The organism is Micromonospora sp. L31, from assembly GCF_052068075.1.
GTDB lineage: Bacteria > Actinomycetota > Actinomycetes > Mycobacteriales > Micromonosporaceae > Micromonospora > Micromonospora purpureochromogenes.
This window is the reverse complement of record NZ_JBQHDC010000006.1, coordinates 419,184-437,045: the sequence shown is the minus strand read 5'-3', so window position 1 is coordinate 437,045 and position 17,862 is coordinate 419,184. Positions and strand designations below refer to the sequence as shown.

Here is a 17,862-nt window from a genome sequence, read left to right as displayed (position 1 = left end):
CGACGGGAAGGAACCGCGTCGCCGCCGAGCCGGGGTGTCGCCGCGGACACTCCGGTGCCCGTCGAGCCGTATGCCGCACGGTCATTTTCATGCCGCTGAGGCATGTCGCTCACCGCATGTCCGGCGTCGGTGTCCGTCACGCTGGGTGCGGGCTCAACCGGAGGGCCGGTCCGTGGGCCCACCCGGCCCAGGTGGGGCGGAGCGCATGCGCCGGGCGGTGGCGGTGGGCCGGCTGCCCACGTGCTGGGACCGGGTGACCAACGCCTCGGCCAGCGGCGGGCCGAACCGGAGCGGCGCCCGCCGGGCCAGCCGGCGCAGCAGGGTAGCGCCACCGGGTGGCCGGGTGAACGCGGGATGACGAGCGTGCGACAACCCTGTGTGAGGGCCCTCACCCCGCCGTCCGGGACACGTCGGGCATCGGGCCACCTACGATCCCTGGTAGGTGCGTAGCCGGCACCTAACCGGCCATGGCACGGATCAGCGCAGGGCGCAGCGCGGCGTCCCGACGCCCCAGGCCGACCGCATACGACGTCTACGAGGACCGATGAATCCTGTCGTACTGATCGCCGAAGAACTCGCCCCCGCCGCCATCGAGGTGCTCGCCCACGACTTCGACGTACGCCACGTCGACGGCACCGATCGCCCGGCCCTGCTCTCCGCGCTCTCCGAGGCCGACGCGGTGATCGTGCGCAGCGCCACCCAGATCGACGCCGAGGCGATCGCGGCCGCGCCGCGGCTCAAGGTGGTCGCCCGGGCCGGCGTCGGGCTGGACAACGTCGAGGTGCCGGCCGCCACCGCGCGGGGCGTCATGGTCGTCAACGCTCCCACCTCCAACATCGTCTCCGCCGCCGAGCAGGCCGTCGCGCTGCTGCTCGCCGTCGCGCGCAACACCGCCGCGGCCAGCGCCGCCCTGAAGGCGGGGGAGTGGAAGCGGTCCAAGTACACCGGCGTCGAGCTGCAGGGCAAGACCGTGGGCGTGGTCGGCCTGGGTCGCATCGGCGTGCTCTTCGCCCAGCGCATCGCCGCCTTCGGCACCCGGCTCATCGCGTACGACCCTTACATCCAGCCGGCCCGGGCCGCCCAGCTCGGCGTCCGCCTGGTGGGCCTGGAGGAGCTGCTGCGGGAGAGCGACTTCATCTCCATCCACCTGCCGAAGACTCCGGAGACCGTGGGCCTGATCGGTGAGAAGGAGCTGGCGGTCGTCAAGCCCGGCGTCCGGATCGTCAACGCCGCCCGCGGCGGCCTGGTCGACGAGCAGGCCCTGGCCGACGCGATCGCCGAGGGCCGGGTCGCCGGCGCCGGCGTCGACGTGTACGCCAAGGAGCCCTGCACCTCGTCGCCGCTGTTCGCCTTCGACAACGTGGTGGCCACCCCGCACCTGGGCGCCTCCACCCACGAGGCGCAGGACAAGGCCGGGCTGGCCGTGGCGAAGAGCGTCAAGCTGGCGCTGCAGGGCGAGTTCGTGCCGGACGCGGTCAACGTGCAGGCCGGCGGCGTGGTCGCCGAGGACGTCCGCCCGCTGCTGCCGCTGGCCGAGAAGCTGGGCCGGGCCTTCACCGCCGTCGCCGGCGGGGTGGCCGCCAGCGTCACCGTCGAGGTGCGCGGCGAGATCGTCAGCCACGACGTGTCGGTCCTCAAGCTCGCCGCCACCAAGGGGCTGTTCAGCTCGGTGGTGGAGGAGCAGGTCACCTACGTCAACGCGCCGCACCTGGCCGCCGAGCGGGGTGTCGAGGTGACCCTCGCGACGCAGGCCGAGACGGTCGACCACGCCAACCTGGTCACCGTCCGTGGGGCGCTGCCCGACGGCCGTACGGTCAGCGTCTCCGGCACCGTCACCAACACCGGCACCCGCGACGTCATCAAGCTGACCGAGGTGGACGGTTTCGACGTGGAGATCGGCGCGGAGGGCATCCTGCTCTTCCTGCGCTACGTCGACCGGCCCGGCGTGGTCGGCACCGTCGGCACCCTGCTCGGCGAGGCCGGCGTCAACATCGCCGCCATGCAGGTGGCCCGTCGGGAGGCCGGCGGCGAGACGCTGATGACCCTCACCGTCGACCAGGCGCTCGGGGCGGACCTGCTCACCTCGGCGGCCGACTCGATCGGCGCGACCTCGGCCAGCGCCGCCGACCTGCGCGACGAGTAGTACCGGCAGGCACGACGCAGGGGGGCCCGGCCGTCTCGGCCGGGCCCCTCGCCGTACCGCGGGTCAGCCCGCGACGCGGGACGGCGGCGGATAGACCGAGCCGTCCTGGGCGTCGAAGAGCATCAGGTCGTGCTGGCCCGCCAGCCGCTCGATGTCGAGCAGCACCTGGTCCTCGCAGGTCGGCACGAGGTTCAGCTCGACGTGGTCGCCGGCCGCGTGCAGCGGTGCGACCTCCCACGGCGTACCCGGTTCGGCCGGCCGGTCGGGGTAGCTCGCGGTGATGGCCCGGTAGAAGGCGACGACCCGTGGGTCGGGGTGCCGGTCACCGTGGCGTCCCTCGCGGCACCGCCGCACCGCCGCCCGGACGTCCTCCGGCGTGGCCCCGTCAGGCAGGGCCCACACGCTCAGATCGAAACTCACGGCGGACAGCGTGCCATCCGCCGTTCACCTTTACGCAGCGGACCCGCCGACGAGCGACTCCGAGGTGACGCGAGGTCCGTCCAAGACGGTCCGCTGTGGAGACTCTTGCGTCGAGTTGCGTCGATTCGCTAGCGTACCGGTGCGGTCGCCGGCCGAGTGGAGCGTTCGGCCCGTCTTCGGGTGACGAGGTCAGGCGTTCCGGCCGACCGGTCCGCACCCCTCGATTGCGCGAGCCACGCGCACTCGTCGCTGACCGGCCCCCACGGTCGTTGCCGAGACCGTGGGGGCCGATCGCGGGCCCGCCGGCCGCGCCACCGAAGTGGACCCCCTCCACCGGTCGGCCGACGTGCCCCCGCCGCGCTCAGCGACGCCGGTGGGCGAAGAGCGCCTGATATCCCGAGCCGTTGCGGAACCAGGCCAGCCCGGTCGGGCCGGCCGCGTACAGCGCGGTGGCGTAGGCGTCCGCCACCGCCAGGTCGGGCCCGACGACGGTGGCGGCGACCAGCTGGTCGGCGGGTTCGCCGGTGTGCGGGTCGACCACGTGGTCCCGGCGGCCCGTCACCCCGGAGGTGCCCACCGCGCCGGCCGTCATCTCCAGCACCAACGGCGGGCGACGCCCGTCGGTCGGGTGGTGCACCGCGACCCGCCAGGGCCCGCCGTGCGCGGCGTGACCCCGGACGGTGAGGTCGGCGCCGGAGAGCACGGCGTAGTCGTGGATGCCGGCGGCGCGCAGCCGGGCCGCCGCCCGCTCCACCGCCCAGCCGTTGAGCAGGCCGCCGGGATCGAAACCGCCGGGTACGGCCCAGGCGTCGAACCAGCCGTCGGTGGCGGCGCGCATCGCGGCGCAGCGGTCCACCAGGTCCGCCAGCGGCGGGTACGACTCGGGCGCGATCTCGCCGCGGCGCAGCCGGGAGACCAGGCTGTCCGGCCGGCCGGGGCCGTAGGTGAGGTCGATGGCGCGCAGTTCGGCGACGGCGTCGCGCAGTGCGTCCCCGACCAGCCGGCGCCCGACGTGCTCGGGGGCGTTGAGCAGCAGCGAGTACTCGGCGGTGCTGGTGCGTACGGTGTGCCGGACGGCGATCCGGTCGACGGCGGCCTCGCCGGTGCGGTCGACCCGGTGGCTGCTGGTGCCGAGCCGCAGGTCCGGCCGGCGCCGGCCGAACGCCGCCTGGTCCACCCACCGGGTGCGGGGCTGCTCGTTCGTCCCGGCCGGTCGGTACCGCTGGTCGATCCGCATGACACCGCTCCTTCGCCGACGGCGCCGCGGCACCGCGGCGAATCCCGGCACGGGCCCCCGTGACCCGCTCGTCATCGACCATAGGCAGCGGACATGACCGCACCATGAATGTCACCTGGGAGCCTCCTGAGCATCCGTATGTCCCGAATGTTGGAAGGTGCGTACCGGGAGGCGGGACGGGGACGTACCGTGCACGAGAACGACGAGGTGAGGAGCGCCAGGTGGCACGGATCGCGGTGGTGGCCGGGGACGGTATCGGACCCGAGGTGGTCGCGCAGGCCCTCAAGGTCCTCGACGCCGTGCACCCCGGGATCGAGGCCACCCGCTACGACCTCGGCGCGGAGCGGTACCACCGCACCGGCGAGGTGCTGCCCGACGCGGTGCTGACCGAGCTGGCCGACCACGACGCCATCCTGCTCGGCGCCGTCGGCGACCCCTCGGTCCCGCCGGGCGTGCTGGAGCGCGGCCTGCTGCTCAAGCTCCGCTTCGCCTTCGACCAGTACGTCAACCTGCGCCCGTCGCGGCTCTGGCCCGGCGTGCCGGGCCCGCTGGCCAACGTCAAGCCCGGCGAGGTCGACCTGGTGGTCGTCCGGGAGGGCACCGAGGGGCTCTACGCGGGCGCCGGCGGCGTGCTGCACCGGGACACCCCGGCCGAGGTGGCCACCGAGGAGAGCCTGAACACCCGGCACGGGGTCGAGCGGGTCGTCCGGGACGCCTTCGCCCGGGCCGCCCGGCGCGAGCGCCGCAAGGTGACGCTGGTGCACAAGACCAACGTGCTGACCCACGCCGGTTCGCTGTGGGCGCGCGCCTTCGCGGCGGTGGCCGCCGAGCACCCGGACGTGACCACCGAGTACCAGCACGTCGACGCCGCCGCGATGTTCCTGGTGACCCAGCCCCAGCGCTACGACGTGGTGGTCACCGACAACCTCTTCGGCGACATCCTCACCGACATCGCCGCCGCCGTCACCGGCGGGATCGGGCTCGCCGCCAGCGGCAGCATCAACCCCGACGGGACGTACCCGTCGATGTTCGAGCCGGTACACGGCTCGGCGCCGGACATCGCCGGCAAGGGGCTCGCCGACCCGGTGGCCGCGGTGCTCTCCGCCGCGCTCCTGCTCGACCAGCTCGGCGACGCCGACGCCGCCGCGCGGGTGACCGCCGCGGTCGCCGTGGAGCTGGCCAACCGCACCCCGGGCGTACCGCTGCGCACCGACGAGGTCGGCGACCGGCTCGCCGCCCACGCCGTGGCCTGACCGGCCGCCGGCACGCTCGACACGGTCCGCCTCCCGGGTCCGCCGGACCCGGAGCCGGGCCTTTCCGGCCCCACCGTCGTCGCTGCTCCGCACGCCCCCGCGCCGCCCCATCCGGGGCGTTCGATCCGCCGGGGCGGAGCTATCCGCTGAACGACCGTTCGGGGTAAGTTTCTGGCACCAGTGATTCGGTGTGCGATCCCGCACGCCGTCGACCCGCAGGGAGGTCAGCGCGATGAGCGGTGGTGACAAGCTCGATTTCGAGATCCGTCCGAATCCCGCACCGGTATCCGCCGCCGACCGGGCCGCCCTGCTGGCCAACCCGGGCTTCGGCCGGGTCTTCACCGACCACATGGTCACCATCCGCTACGCCGAGGGCAAGGGCTGGTACGACGCCCGGGTCGAGGCGCGCGCGCCGATCCCGATGGATCCGGCCAGCGCCGTGCTGCACTACGCGCAGGAGATCTTCGAGGGGCTCAAGGCGTACCGGACGGCGGACGGGGCGGTCACCATGTTCCGCCCCGAGGCCAACGCCAACCGGTTCATCGCCTCCGCCCAGCGGCTGGCCATGCCGGAGCTGCCGGCGGAGACGTTCGTCGAGTCGCTGCGCCGGCTGGTCGAGATCGACCGGGAGTGGATCCCGGACGGGCCGGACGCCAGCCTCTACCTGCGGCCCTTCATGTTCGCCAGCGAGGTCTTCCTCGGCGTCCGCCCGGCCAACGAGTACCTCTACTGCGTGATCGCCTCGCCGGCCGGGGCGTACTTCGCCGGCGGGGTCAAGCCGGTCACCGTCTGGGTCTCCCCGGACTACACCCGGGCGGCGCCCGGCGGCACCGGCGCGGCGAAGTGCGGCGGCAACTACGCCGCCTCGCTGGCCGCCCAGGCCGAGGCGATCGAGGCCGGCTGCGACCAGGTGGTCTTCCTCGACGCGGTGGAGCGCCGGTTCGTCGACGAGCTGGGCGGCATGAACGTCTTCTTTGTCTACGACGACAACACCCTGGTCACCCCGCCGCTGACCGGCACGATCCTGCCCGGCATCACCCGCGACGCGGTGCTCACCCTGGCCGCCGCGGCCGGGCACCGGGTCGAGGAGCGGCCGGTCAGCTTCGCCGACTGGCAGGCGGACGCCGCCAGCGGCCGGCTGCGTGAGGTCTTTGCCTGCGGCACCGCCGCGGTGATCACCCCAATCGGCCGGGTGCGCTTCCCCGACGGGGAGTTCCTCATCGGCGGGGGCGAGCCGGGCCGGTCGACCATGGCGCTGCGGGACCAGCTGGTGTCGATCCAGCGCGGCGAGGCCGAGGACCCGCACGGCTGGGTGCAGCGCGTCCTCTGACCACTCGTGCCGACCGCCGGCCCGCCGCCGTGCTGCGGCGTGGCCGGCGGTCAGGGCCACGCGGTCGCGGCTTGCGGCGTGTCGCGGTGTCCGGCGACCGGGAGACCGCGACACGCCGCAAACGGTGAGTCGATCGGCTGGGCAGTCGGCTAGTCGAGCAGGTGGTCGCGGAGGGCGGTGAGCTGGTCGTCCGTCACTCCGGCGTGGCGCAGGTAGCCCTCCACCGAGCCGTGCCCCTGCCGCAGCTCGGTCAGGAAGAGCGCCATCGCCTCGGCCGGCGAGGCCAGGAACGGCGGGGGCGGTTCCTCGGTCTGCGGGGCGGTGGCCGCCAGCCAGGCGCTGAACCGGGCCGACGCCTCGCTGCTCAGCGCGTAGTCCTCGGCGATGTCGGCGTCGCTCACGCCGAGCACCGAGAGGGTGAGCGCGCAGACGATACCGGTACGGTCCTTGCCGGCCACGCAGTGCACGACCACCGGGGCGGTGGCGCTGTCGGCGATCAGCCCGACCGCCTCGGCCAGCCCGGCGGTGCCGGTCTGGGCGAGGTCGGCGTACCGGTCGGCGAGGTAGCGGGCCAGGCTGGCCCCCGGCTCGTACCGGCGCTGCGCCCAGTCGGCGTGCTCGGGGTGGATGTGCCGGTAGGTGAGCCCGTCCAGCTCCGGCACCCGGCCGTCCCGTTCCACCTCGGACGGTCGCCGTAGGTCGATCACGGTCCGGATGCCGAGGGCGACGAACGCGTCCCGGTCGGCCCCGTCGAGCCGGTGCGGTGAGTCGGAGCGGTAGAGCCGGCCCCACCGGACGGTACGGCCGTCGTGGCCGGGGTAGCCGCCGACGTCGCGGAAGTTGAACATGGCGGAGAAGGGGATCCTGCGGTTGACCTCGATGGCGTCCACCCTGACACGGTAACGGCCGGTGGGTCACCCCACCGGCCGTCAGTTTCTCGCCTCGGTCAGCGTGCGGTGCCCGGGGGGAGGTTGCCGTAGCTCTCGTCGTAGTAGCCGCCCAGCTTGTCCCGGTAGGCCGGGTCGCTGTGGCTGGTCTCGTCGTACTCCGGCGCGGCCTTGATCTGGTCCTTGCTGCGGTCGACGTAGACCTTGCGGTCGTCGTGGTCGACCTGGTTGACCGTGCCGGCCGGCAGCATGACCTTCTTGCCGAAGATCCACGGCCCGGTGTCGACGACCAGGTAGCTGCCGCCGACCTCGTGACTCGCGCTGTCGATCTTGCCGATGCCGCCGTCGGTGGCCTCGACCTTGTAGCCGACCAGGTCGGCGTCGGCCACCCCGGCCTCGTCCCGGTAGCTCCACGGGTTGAAGGCGCCCGTGGGCGCACCCCCGGCGAAGGCTCCCTGACCGCCGTCGAGCACCGGCTCGGTGGTGCCGTGCGTGCTGTGCGGGTCGAGCCTGTCCATGGGTAACTCCTGTCCCGACTTTTCCGTCGTTGTGGAGGGATCGTCTTCCGTGTCCAGAAAACAGGTACCCGGACCGAACCCCTCCCACACCACGGGGCCCGCAACGCCGGTGGGCCGGCACCGCGGGTCGCGGCACCGGCCCACCGGGGCGTACCAGGTCAGGCCAGCGCGGCCTGCGCGTCGAGGGCCACCGCGGCGGCGTGCACGACGGCGGCGATGCGCAGCGCCTCGTGCACCTGCTCCCGGGTGAACCCGGCACCACGCAGCGCCTTCTCGTGCGACTCCAGGCAGACGCCGCAGCCGGTGATCGCCGAGACGGCGAGGCACCACAGCTCGAAGTCGCCCTTGTCGACGCCCGGCCGGGCGATGATCTGCATCCGCAGCCGGGCCGGCATCGAGGCGTACTGGTCGTCGCCGATCAGGTGCTTGGCGCGGTAGTAGACGTTGTTCATCGCCATGATGGTGGCGGCGCCCTTGGCGGCCTCGATCGCCTCCGGCGTGAGGTGGGCGGTCGCCTCGTCGGCGATCTCCTTCAGCACGACCGGGTTACGCGCCGCGACCGCGCAGGCCAGGGCGGTGCCCCAGGCCTGCTCCGGCTTGAGGGTCGAGGTGCCGACGGTCGAGCCGAGGTTGAGCTTGATGTCCTTGGCGTACTCGGGCAGAGCCGCCTTGACCGCGTCCAGACCCATCTCAGGCACCGGCGCCGGCGAGCAGCGCGTTGGCGTCGAGGGTCTCGCCGCCCTTGTTCCAGTTGCACGGGCACAGCTCGTCGGTCTGCAGGGCGTCGAGCACCCGCAGCACCTCGGAGACGTTGCGGCCGACCGAGCCGGCGGTGACCATGGCGAACTGGATCTCGTTGTCCGGGTCGACGATGAAGGTGGCCCGCTGCGCCACGCCGTCCTCGCCGAGCACGCCGCAGTCGGCGGTCAGCTCGCGCTTGATGTCGCTGAGCATCGGGAAGGGCAGCTCGCGCAGGTCCGGGTGGTCCTTGCGCCAGGCGTAGTGGACGAACTCGTTGTCCACCGAGACGCCGAGCACCTGGGCGTCGCGGTCGGCGAACTCGCCGTTGAGGCGGCCGAACTCGGCGATCTCCGTCGGGCAGATGAAGGTGAAGTCCTTCGGCCAGAAGAAGACGACCCGCCACTTGCCCTCGTGGGACTTGTGGTTGATGGTCTCGAACGCCTTGTCGGCGTCCAGGGAGACGCAGGCGGTGAGTTCGTACTCAGGGAAGCGGTCACCGACAGTGAGCACGGGTCCTCCTTGGCAGCGGTTGTCAACGGCGCGGGGGCCGGTAACTTGATCGGTTCCAGATACTTCCGCAGCGCTGTTTCCGCCTGGTGGCGGCCGGGTGACTTGTGAAGTCGATCACCAGCGCCGCGTTCCGTCCGGGTCGCGGTGATTGATCGGGCATTGGACACCCTGGGTAACCGTCCCGGTATGTGGATTGTGCCTCCCAAAACCTGGGGTGGGGTGGCAGAGTGGCGATCGTGACCAGCACCGTCCTGATTATTGGCAGCTAGCGCGCCGGCTTCCCCTCCGCCGAGCGCGCAGACCTCCCGCATCCGCGGGGGGTCTTTTTGTTGCTCCCCCGCCCGAGGTCCGTGAGGAAGGCACTCCCATGACGTTCCAGGTGTACGACACGACGCTGCGCGACGGTGCCCAGCGTGAGGGGCTCAGCTACTCGGTGGTCGACAAGCTGGCCGTGGCCCGGCTGCTCGACGAGTTCGGGGTGGGCTTCATCGAGGGCGGGTGGCCGGGCGCGGTACCGAAGGACACCGAGTTCTTCCGCCGGGCGCGGACCGAGCTGGACCTGCGGCACGCCGTCCTGGTCGCCTTCGGCGCCACCCGCCGGGCCGGGGTGCCGGTGGCGGCCGACCCGCAGGTGCGCGGGCTGCTCGACGCCGAGACCCCGGCGGTGGCCCTGGTCGCCAAGGCCGACCTCCGCCACGTCGAGCGGGCGCTGCGCACCACCGGCCCGGAGAACCTGGCGATGATCCGCGACACCGTCGCCCACCTGGTCGCCGAGGGTCGGCGGGTCTTCGTCGACGGCGAGCACTTCTTCGACGGCTACCGGCACGACCCGGCGTACGGCGCCGCGGTGGTGGAGACGGCCCTCGCCGCCGGCGCCGAGCGGTTCGTGCTCTGCGACACCAACGGCGGGATGCTGCCGTCCATGGTGACGGCCGCGATCGCCGACCTGACCGCGCGCACCGGCATCGCCCCGGAGCTGTTCGGCATGCACGCCCAGAACGACACCGCCTGCGCGGTGGCCAACACCGTCGCCGCCGTCGAGGCCGGGGTCCGCCACGTCCAGGGCACCGCCAACGGGTACGGCGAGCGCCCCGGCAACGCCGACATCTTCTCGGTCGTCGCCAACCTCCAGCTCAAGCTCGGGCTGCCCGTCCTACCCGAGGGCTGCCTGGAGCAGATGGTGCGGGTCGCGCACGCCATCGCCGAGATCGCCAACATCGCCCCCGACACCCACCAGGCGTACGCCGGGGCCGCCGCCTTCGCCCACAAGGCGGGGCTGCACGCGAGCGCGATCAAGGTCGACCCGTTGCTCTACAACCACGTGGACCCGTCGGTGGTGGGCAACGACATGCGGATCCTGGTGACCGAGATGGCCGGCCGGGCCAGCGTCGAGCTCAAGAGCCGCGAGCTGGGCCTGGACCTGGCCGGCCATCCGGAGGCGCTGTCGAAGGTCACCAGCCGGGTCAAGGAGCTGGAGGCGGGTGGCTGGTCGTTCGAGGCGGCCGACGCGTCGTTCGAGCTGCTGGTCCGCTCGGAGCTGCCGGACGCCGCGCCGCCCCGGCCGTTCGCGTTGGAGTCCTACCGGGTGCTGGTCGAGCACCGCGAGGACGGCGCGGTGGTCTCCGAGGCCACCGTGAAGATCCGGGTACGTGGCGAGCGGGTGATCGCCACCGCCGAGGGGAACGGCCCGATCAACGCCCTCGACGAGGCGTTGCGGGTCGGCCTGTCCCGGCACTACCCGGAGCTGCGCGACTTCGAACTGGCCGACTACAAGGTGCGCATCCTGGAGGGCAGCCACGGCACCGGCGCGGTGACCCGGGTCCTGCTGGAGACCGCGGACGGCACCGGCCGGGACTGGACCACCGTCGGCGTGCACCCCAACGTGGTCGAGGCGAGCTGGCACGCCCTGGTCGACGCGCTCACCTTCGGCCTGGACCGCGCCCGGGTCTGAGCCGCCCGTCGGCGCGATCGGGCCGGGTCGGGGCCCGCCGGGGTCAGGCCGCCGGCAGGCGCAGCTCGGCCAGCACCGCGCGGTGGTCGCTGCCGGGCACCGGGTGCACGGCGACGGACCGGACGGCGATCCGCCGGTCGACCAGCACGTGGTCGATGGTGACCGGTGGGATGAGGTCGCCGTCGTACGGGCCCCAGGTGCCGGCGAGCCCCGCCCCGGCGGCGTCGGCCGCGTCGACGTACCCGGTGGCCAGCAGCGCGCGCAGCGGGGCGTGGTCGAGGGTGGCGTTGAAGTCGCCGGCGAGGATGCGCAGCGGCCCGTCCGGGGTGGCCGGGGGCTGCGCCCGCAGGTCGGTGAACCACTCGTCGACCGCGGCGACCGCGTAGGGCGCGGCCGGGTGCGTCGACTCGACCCGCACCGGCGGCGCCCCCGGCACCGCCACGACGGCGTACGCCTGGGTGAACTGGAAGCCGGCGTTGCGCCGGAAGCCACCCTCGGTGAGCGGGAGCCGTGAGTAGAGGGCGGAGCCGGTGGTGCCGACCTCCGCATTGAGCTCCTGGTGGGGCAGCAGCCGGGTCAGGCCCTGCCGGTCGAGCGCGTCGCGGGCCGCCGGGGTGAACTCCTGCACGGCCAGCAGGTCCACCCGGTGCCGGCGCACCAGGTCCACCACCGTCCGCGCGTCGGCACCGCCCTTGAGCAGGTTGGCGGTGAGCACCCGCAGCACCGGCCCGCCGGCCGCCGGCTGGTCGGCGGCGACCGCCCGGGGGGCCACCGCGCCGAGCAGCGCCAACGCCACCACCGCCGCGGCCACCGCCGGCCCGCGGCGCCGCAGGGCGAGCGCCAGCACCAGCGCGACCAGGCTCCAGCCCGCGACGTACGGGGTGAAGGCGACCGCCTGCACCAGCGGCCCGCGCTCCAGCCCGGCGAGGCGGACCAGCGCCCAGGCGGCACCGGGCACGACCGCCAGCCAGCAGAGCAGGGCGCGTACCGGCGGTCGGGTCCGGGCCGGCGGCTCCGTGGTGATCATGGACGTCAGACTAGCGCTCACGCCCGCGCCGCAGGCCCCCCGACCCGTTTCATGAATGGTGCAGCCCTCGCCTCTCACAATTACGGAAACCATCCGGAAAGAATGCGGAGCGCCTTGATCGACTATTGACGCTCGGCTTTTTCCGGTTTTACCTTCCTCCTGGTTGTGGCGCCACAACACAGCGTATTAATCCCAGCTCAAGACGGGTAAAAAAGCGTTGAGGAGTCAACGTTTCAGGTGCGGTCGAAAGTGTATTGCTTTCGTCAACCCGGCTCGTCCGCAGCAATCATCCGGCTCGCCGAAAATGCGGGTCGGCCGTATCACCACGGTCAGAAAAAGGGAGACCTGTCATGACCACATTCTTCAGGCGCAGGGCGGCGGCGGTGACGCTCGGCGTCCTGGCGCTCACCCTGGCCGGCGGGGGAATCGCCGCCGCCCAGCCGACGACCAGGGCCGGGGCGGAGGTCGGCCAGCCCGGCGTCCGGCAGCCCGGCGGCAACACCCAGCCGCCGGTCTCGGCCGCCGACGCGCGTGCGGCCAAGGCGGCGGTGCGGCAGGGCGCGACCCTGGCCGCACCGCCGGCCGCCGGCGCCGTCGCCTTCGCCGTCGTGGCCGCCAACGGCACGCTGCTGCACCACTCCGCCAACGTCGTGTCCGTCACGAAGTACGGCGCCGGGCAGTACCAGGTGCTGCTGGACTACAACGTCGTGCTGAAGGCGCACGTGGCGACGATCGGCACCAACGACCCGGGTAACGTCCCGCCCGGTGGTGAGGTGGCCGTCGCGCCGCGCTACCTGACTCCGAACGCGGTCTTCGTCCAGACCCGGACCTCCGGTGGCTCGGCGGCCGACCGCCCGTTCCACCTGGTCGTCGCCAACTGAGCACCGCCCGCTACGGTGCCGGCCCGCACGTGGGGGTCGGCACCGTCTGGTGTGGAACGCACCGTCGTCGCCCGCTAACGAGGTAACGGGTGCCTCGTCCCGCTCCGGGTGGGAAAGTGCCTGCCAGGGGGTGATATTCCGACGTTTGTCCGCCCGGTGCCCCGGGAAGCAAGCACCGTGACGGACATCTCGGACACCCTGGCCAGCCTGCCCAGCCCGGCCGATCCCGACGCGGCGGCCACCGAGCTGGAACAGACCCTCTTCGAGGTCAGACGCGTGATCGTCGGGCAGGATCGGCTCGTCGAGCGCCTGCTCACCGCACTGATCGCCGACGGGCACTGCCTGCTGGAGGGCGTACCCGGCGTGGCGAAGACCCTTGCCGCGCAGACCCTCGCCACCGTCGTCGGCGGCACCTTCTCCCGGATCCAGTTCACCCCGGACCTGGTCCCCTCCGACATCGTCGGCACCCGCATCTACCGGGCGTCGAAGGAGAGCTTCGACGTCGAGCTGGGCCCGATCATGGCCAACCTGGTGCTGGCCGACGAGATCAACCGGGCCCCGGCCAAGGTGCAGTCCGCCCTGCTGGAGGCGATGGCCGAGCGCCAGGTCTCCATCGGCGGGCGGAGCTGGCCGGTGCCGGTGCCGTTCCTGGTGCTCGCCACCCAGAACCCGATCGAGTCCGAGGGGGTCTACCAGCTTCCCGAGGCGCAGCGCGACCGGTTCCTCATGAAGATCGTCGTGGACTACCCGAGCGACGCCGACGAGCTGGCCATCCTCTACCGGATGAGCACCGACCGGCCCCGCGCCCACCAGGTGCTCGACCCGGGCCGGCTGCGCGGGCTGCAACAGCGCGCCGAGCACGTCTTCGTGCACCACGCGCTCGCCGAGTACGTCGTCCGCCTCATCCTCGCCACCCGCGACCCGGGCCGCTTCGGGCTGCCGGAGATCGCCCCGATGCTGGCGTACGGGGCGAGCCCCCGGGCCACCCTCGGCCTGGTCGCCGCTGCCCGCGCCCAGGCGCTGCTGCGCGGCCGGGAGTACGTGCTGCCGGAGGACGTCCGCGATCTCGCCGTCGACGTGCTGGCCCACCGGCTGGTGCTCTCCTTCGACGCGGTCGCCGACGGGGTCTCGCCCGAGGCGCTGGTGCACCGGCTGGTGCAGGCGGTGCCCCCGCCCGTGCTGGCCACCGGGCAGCCCGAGCACGCCGCCGACCTGGCTGCCGCATGAGGCGCCGCACCGCGCCGCCGCCCGCCGGACCGGGCCTGGCCGACCTCGCCGGGGACCAGCGGCTGCGCCGGCTGGAACTGACCGTCACCCGTCGGCTGGACGGGCTGCTCCAGGGCCAGCACCGGGGTCTGCTGCCCGGCCCGGGCAGCGAGATCGCCGGCAGCCGGGAGTACCGCCCCGGCGAGGACGAGGTGCGCCGGATGGACTGGGCGGTGACCGCCCGCACCACCGTGCCGCACGTCCGCGAGGTCGACGCCGACCGGGAACTGAGCACCTGGCTGCTGGTCGACGCCAGCCCCAGCATGGAGTTCGGCACCGCCGAACTGGACAAGCGGGAGCTGTCGGTGGCCGCCGTCGCGGCGATCGGCTTCCTCACCGCCGGCACCGGCAACCGGCTCGGCGCGCAGCTGCTCACCCCGACCGGGCTGCGCCGCTTCCCGGCCCGCAGCGGCCGCACCCATCTGCTGGGCGTGCTCCGTACGCTGCTGGCCGCGCCGCGTACCGGTGACCACGACGAGCGGACGGTCCCGCCCGACCCACCCGACCTGACGGAGGCGCTCGCGGCCGTGCAGCGGGTCGCCACCCGGCGCGGCCTGGTCGTGGTGGTCTCCGACTTCCTCGACGGCCTGCCGGAGCACCACGATGAGCCCACGCCCTGGGAGCCGGCGCTGCGCCGCCTCGCCGCCCGGCACCAGGTGCTCGCGGTCGAGATCACCGACCCGCGCGAGCTGGAACTGCCCGACGTCGGCCTGATCACGCTCGTCTGCCCGGAGACCGGCCGGCGGCGGGAGGTCTGGACCGGCGACGAGGCGCTGCGCCGGCGCTACGCCAGCGCGGCGGCCGCCCAGCGCGAGCAGGTACGCCGGGCGCTGCGCCGGTCCGGCGCCACCCACCTGCCGCTGCGCACCGACCGGGACTGGACCGCCGACGTGGTACGGCACGTGCACGCGCAGCGCCGCCTGGCCGCCGCGCCGGCCGCCGCCCGGGGAGGTGTCGCGTGACCTGGCAGTCGCCCGCCCGGCTCCTGCTGCTGCTCGGCGTGTTCGCGCTGGCCGGCGGCTACCTGCTCGCCCAGCGCCGGCGCAGCCGGTACGCGGTGCGCTTCACCAACCTCCGGCTGCTCGACCGGGTCGCGCCGACCCGGCCGGCCTGGCGGCGGCACGTGCCGGCCGGTCTCTTCCTGGCCATGCTGGCGCTGCTGGTGGTCGGCTTCGCCCGGCCGACGGCCGAGGTGCGGGTGCCCCGCGAACGGGCCACCGTCATGGTCGCCGTCGACGTCTCCACCTCGATGCTCGCCACCGACGTGGAACCGGACCGGCTCGCCGCGGCCAAGCACGCGGCCCGGCGGTTCGTCGACGTCCTGCCCGACGAGTTCAACGTCGGCCTGGTCGCGTTCGCCGGCAGCGCGGCGGTGGTGGTGCCGCCCGGCACGGACCGGGAGGCGCTGCACGAGGGGATCGACCGGCTCGCCGAGGGCATCACCGGGGTGCAGGGCACCGCGATCGGCGAGGCGATCAGCGCCTCGCTCGGCGCGGTCAAGAGCCTGGACTCGACGGCGGCGAAGAAGCCACCGCCGGCCCGGGTCATCCTGCTCTCCGACGGGGCGAACACCTCCGGCATGGACCCGATGGAGGCCGCCGCCGCGGCCGTGGCGGCCAAGGTGCCGGTGCACACCATCTCCTTCGGCACTCCCGGCGGGTTCGTCGACCGGGGCGGCCGGCCGATCCAGGTGCCGGTCGACGGGCAGACCCTCAAGGCGGTCGCCGAGGACACCGGGGGTGGCTTCCACGAGGCGGGCAACAGCGCGGAACTGCGCAAGGTCTACGAGGACATCGGCTCGTCGGTCGGCTACCGCACCGAACGCCAGGACATCTCCGCCCGGTTCATCGGCCTCGGGCTGATGTTCGCGATGGGCGCCGCGGCCGGGTCGATGCGGTGGTTCTCCCGCCTGCCCTGAGCCCGCCGAAGCGACAGTGAGGAGCGCACGCATGGCAGTGCAGACCGGACTGGGCGAGCCCCGGGGACCGTGGTTCGTCTCGCCCGAGCTGGGACCGGACGGGCGGCCCCGGTGGGACGTACCGGGGGCGGGGGAGGGCCCGTCGCGGCGACGCTGGCGCGGCCGGCTGCTGACGGCGGCGGCGGTGGTGGCGCTCTCCACCGTCTCCGGCGCGGCGGCCGGTGGCTGGGTGGCCGGCCGGGACGGCGGTGCGGGGCCCTCGGCGGCGTCCGCCGCGCCGGTGCCGGCCGAGCTGGTGACCGCGGCGCAGAAGACCGTGCCGGGCGTGGTGTCGGTGATGGTCGGCGGTGGCGCGGCCAGTTCGGCGTCCGGCTCCGGGTTCGCCATCGACAACCAGCAGCACATCGTCACCAACGACCACATCCTGGCCAAGGGCGGTGGCGGCGAGGTGACCGTGGAGCTCTCCGACGGCCGGCGGTACGCCGCCGAGGTGGTCGGCCGAGAGCCGGGCAGCGACCTGGCGGTGCTCCGGGTGCCGGCGGTGGCCGGGCTGGCACCGTTGCCGCTGGCCAAGCCGCGCTCCACCAAGGTCGGTGAGCCGGTGCTGGCGGTCGGTTCGCCGCTCGGCCTGGCCGGGACGGTCACCGCCGGCATCGTCAGCGCCCTCGACCGCCAGGTACGCCTCGGCACCACCCGGCGCAGCGCGGTGCAGACCGACGCCTCGATCAACCCGGGCAACTCGGGAGGGCCGCTGGTCAACGCCCGGGGGGAGGTGGTCGGGGTGAACACCGCGATCGCCACCATCGACGGCAACGGCTCGATCGGCATCGGGTTCGCCATCCCGATCGAGCAGGTGCAGCAGACCGCCGACACCATCATCGGCAAAGGCGGCTGAGTCGGGCGCGCCCAGGACGCGGCGGTCGTAACGGTAAAACTGTCGGATTCCTGGCGCGGAACCATCGGGCCATAGAAATATCACGCTGAGTATGGATACTGGCGTGGGTGGAGCTTCCTCTCATAGCGGTCCTGCTGGCGGTGGGACTCTTCATCGGATGGGGCGTGGGCGTGCAGTACGCCCGGGCCAAGCGCGGCTGGACCGACTACAAGGCCGCCAAGAACGCGGTGCCGGGCGCCCGGAAGACGGCGTGGCTGCTGGTCCGGGCCGTCACCACCAAGGTCGGCGTCATCGCGCTGCTGCTCGTCGGGGCGGTCGCGTACGCCGCCGTCGGCCCCGACCACGAACGGGCGGAACCGGCACCCAGCCCGTCGCCGAGCTCGTCCGCCACCCCCGGTGCCCCGAAGGGGCGCTAGCCTCGGGGCGTGGACGACGGACTGCGGGTGACCGACCGGTGGATCGTGCCCGCCGCCGAACTGCGGGAACGGTTCTCCCGCTCGTCCGGGCCCGGCGGGCAGGGGGTCAACACCGCCGACTCCCGGGTGGAGCTGAGCTTCGACCTGGCCGCCTCGCCCAGCCTGCCGCCGGCGCTGCGGGCGCGGGCGCTGGAACGGCTGGCCGGCCGCCTGGTCGACGGGGTGGTGACCATCGCCGCCAGCGAGCACCGCGCCCAGCTCGCCAACCGGGAGGCGGCCCGGGAGCGGCTGACCGCACTGCTGCGCGAGGCCGTCGCGCCGCCGCCACCGCCCCGGCGGCCGACCCGCCCGTCGCGCGGCGCCAAGGAACGCCGGCTGGCGGAGAAGAAGCGCCAGTCGCAACGCAAGCGGGACCGCCGGGTCGACGGGGACTGAGCGGTAAATCCGGTGTGCCCGCGGGGGAGCGGTG

Annotated in this window: 18 protein-coding genes; 11 read left to right on the top strand and 7 right to left on the bottom strand. The window is 73.6% G+C overall.

The genetic code is table 11. The features are described 5' to 3' along the window. Positions 1-544 precede the first annotated feature (544 nt). Positions 545-2,143, top strand: a complete 1,599-nt coding sequence (gene serA, locus ACTMS9_RS19475) for a phosphoglycerate dehydrogenase (protein ID WP_441165623.1) — start codon at positions 545-547, stop codon at positions 2,141-2,143. A gap of 63 nt (positions 2,144-2,206) precedes the next feature. Here the strand turns inward: serA and ACTMS9_RS19470 are convergent, their stop codons facing one another. Continuing rightward, the gene (locus ACTMS9_RS19470) at positions 2,207-2,563 is read right to left on the bottom strand and encodes a hypothetical protein (protein WP_441165622.1); all 357 of its coding nucleotides are present in this window, start codon (positions 2,561-2,563) and stop codon (positions 2,207-2,209) included. 361 nt (positions 2,564-2,924) lie between these two features. Next, on the bottom strand, positions 2,925-3,800 hold the full coding sequence (locus ACTMS9_RS19465) for an FAD:protein FMN transferase (RefSeq protein WP_357616737.1): 876 nt from the start codon (positions 3,798-3,800) through the stop codon (positions 2,925-2,927). A 221-nt stretch (positions 3,801-4,021) separates the two neighbouring features. On the opposite strand from ACTMS9_RS19465, the gene ACTMS9_RS19460 reads away from it, so the two are divergent. Both ACTMS9_RS19460 and ACTMS9_RS19455 read left to right on the top strand, forming a co-directional pair. Further along, positions 4,022-5,053: a 3-isopropylmalate dehydrogenase gene (locus tag ACTMS9_RS19460; RefSeq protein WP_441144637.1), complete on the top strand. Its 1,032-nt coding sequence runs from the start codon at positions 4,022-4,024 to the stop codon at positions 5,051-5,053. A 232-nt stretch (positions 5,054-5,285) separates the two neighbouring features. After that, the gene (locus tag ACTMS9_RS19455) at positions 5,286-6,383 is read left to right on the top strand and encodes a branched-chain amino acid aminotransferase (RefSeq protein WP_441165621.1); all 1,098 of its coding nucleotides are present in this window, start codon (positions 5,286-5,288) and stop codon (positions 6,381-6,383) included. Between the two features lie 149 nt (positions 6,384-6,532). Here the strand turns inward: ACTMS9_RS19455 and ACTMS9_RS19450 are convergent, their stop codons facing one another. The 4 genes from ACTMS9_RS19450 to ACTMS9_RS19435 all read right to left on the bottom strand — a co-directional run bounded on the left by ACTMS9_RS19450 (position 6,533) and on the right by ACTMS9_RS19435 (position 9,039). Beyond that, the gene (locus ACTMS9_RS19450) at positions 6,533-7,273 is read right to left on the bottom strand and encodes a tyrosine-protein phosphatase (RefSeq protein ID WP_441144633.1); all 741 of its coding nucleotides are present in this window, start codon (positions 7,271-7,273) and stop codon (positions 6,533-6,535) included. Positions 7,274-7,329: 56 nt separating this feature from the next. Further along, a complete protein-coding gene (locus ACTMS9_RS19445) occupies positions 7,330-7,788 on the bottom strand; it encodes a PRC-barrel domain-containing protein (protein ID WP_441165620.1) in 459 nt (152 codons plus the stop codon). 158 nt (positions 7,789-7,946) lie between these two features. Beyond that, on the bottom strand, positions 7,947-8,477 hold the full coding sequence (locus tag ACTMS9_RS19440) for a carboxymuconolactone decarboxylase family protein (protein ID WP_441165619.1): 531 nt from the start codon (positions 8,475-8,477) through the stop codon (positions 7,947-7,949). A 1-nt stretch (position 8,478) separates the two neighbouring features. Continuing rightward, positions 8,479-9,039, bottom strand: coding sequence for a peroxiredoxin (locus tag ACTMS9_RS19435; protein ID WP_210778166.1), 561 nt, complete (start codon positions 9,037-9,039; stop codon positions 8,479-8,481). A gap of 367 nt (positions 9,040-9,406) precedes the next feature. Here ACTMS9_RS19435 and cimA point away from each other — a divergent pair, with 367 nt between their 5' ends. Further along, on the top strand, positions 9,407-10,990 hold the full coding sequence (gene cimA, locus ACTMS9_RS19430; RefSeq protein WP_441144626.1) for a citramalate synthase: 1,584 nt from the start codon (positions 9,407-9,409) through the stop codon (positions 10,988-10,990). A gap of 43 nt (positions 10,991-11,033) precedes the next feature. Here the strand turns inward: cimA and ACTMS9_RS19425 are convergent, their stop codons facing one another. Next, entirely contained in the window at positions 11,034-12,017 is a 984-nt protein-coding gene (locus ACTMS9_RS19425) for an endonuclease/exonuclease/phosphatase family protein (protein WP_441144624.1), read from the bottom strand. 350 nt (positions 12,018-12,367) lie between these two features. On the opposite strand from ACTMS9_RS19425, the gene ACTMS9_RS19420 reads away from it, so the two are divergent. The 7 genes from ACTMS9_RS19420 to arfB all read left to right on the top strand — a co-directional run bounded on the left by ACTMS9_RS19420 (position 12,368) and on the right by arfB (position 17,828). Next, complete coding sequence (locus ACTMS9_RS19420; RefSeq protein ID WP_441144622.1) at positions 12,368-12,898, top strand: hypothetical protein; 531 nt, start codon at positions 12,368-12,370, stop codon at positions 12,896-12,898. Positions 12,899-13,075: 177 nt separating this feature from the next. Continuing rightward, a complete protein-coding gene (locus ACTMS9_RS19415; RefSeq protein WP_154943345.1) occupies positions 13,076-14,125 on the top strand; it encodes an AAA family ATPase in 1,050 nt (349 codons plus the stop codon). Continuing rightward, positions 14,122-15,126, top strand: a complete 1,005-nt coding sequence (locus ACTMS9_RS19410; RefSeq protein WP_441165618.1) for a DUF58 domain-containing protein — start codon at positions 14,122-14,124, stop codon at positions 15,124-15,126. The genes ACTMS9_RS19415 and ACTMS9_RS19410 overlap by 4 nt, the downstream gene beginning before the upstream one ends. Continuing rightward, a complete protein-coding gene (locus ACTMS9_RS19405; protein WP_441144616.1) occupies positions 15,123-16,082 on the top strand; it encodes a VWA domain-containing protein in 960 nt (319 codons plus the stop codon). The genes ACTMS9_RS19410 and ACTMS9_RS19405 overlap by 4 nt, the downstream gene beginning before the upstream one ends. Positions 16,083-16,113: 31 nt before the next feature. Then, positions 16,114-16,977, top strand: a complete 864-nt coding sequence (locus tag ACTMS9_RS19400) for a S1C family serine protease (protein WP_441144614.1) — start codon at positions 16,114-16,116, stop codon at positions 16,975-16,977. Positions 16,978-17,084: 107 nt separating this feature from the next. Then, entirely contained in the window at positions 17,085-17,393 is a 309-nt protein-coding gene (locus ACTMS9_RS19395; protein ID WP_441144612.1) for a hypothetical protein, read from the top strand. Positions 17,394-17,402: 9 nt separating this feature from the next. Beyond that, the gene (gene arfB, locus ACTMS9_RS19390; protein WP_334568763.1) at positions 17,403-17,828 is read left to right on the top strand and encodes an alternative ribosome rescue aminoacyl-tRNA hydrolase ArfB; all 426 of its coding nucleotides are present in this window, start codon (positions 17,403-17,405) and stop codon (positions 17,826-17,828) included. The last annotated feature ends 34 nt before the right edge of the window (positions 17,829-17,862 follow it).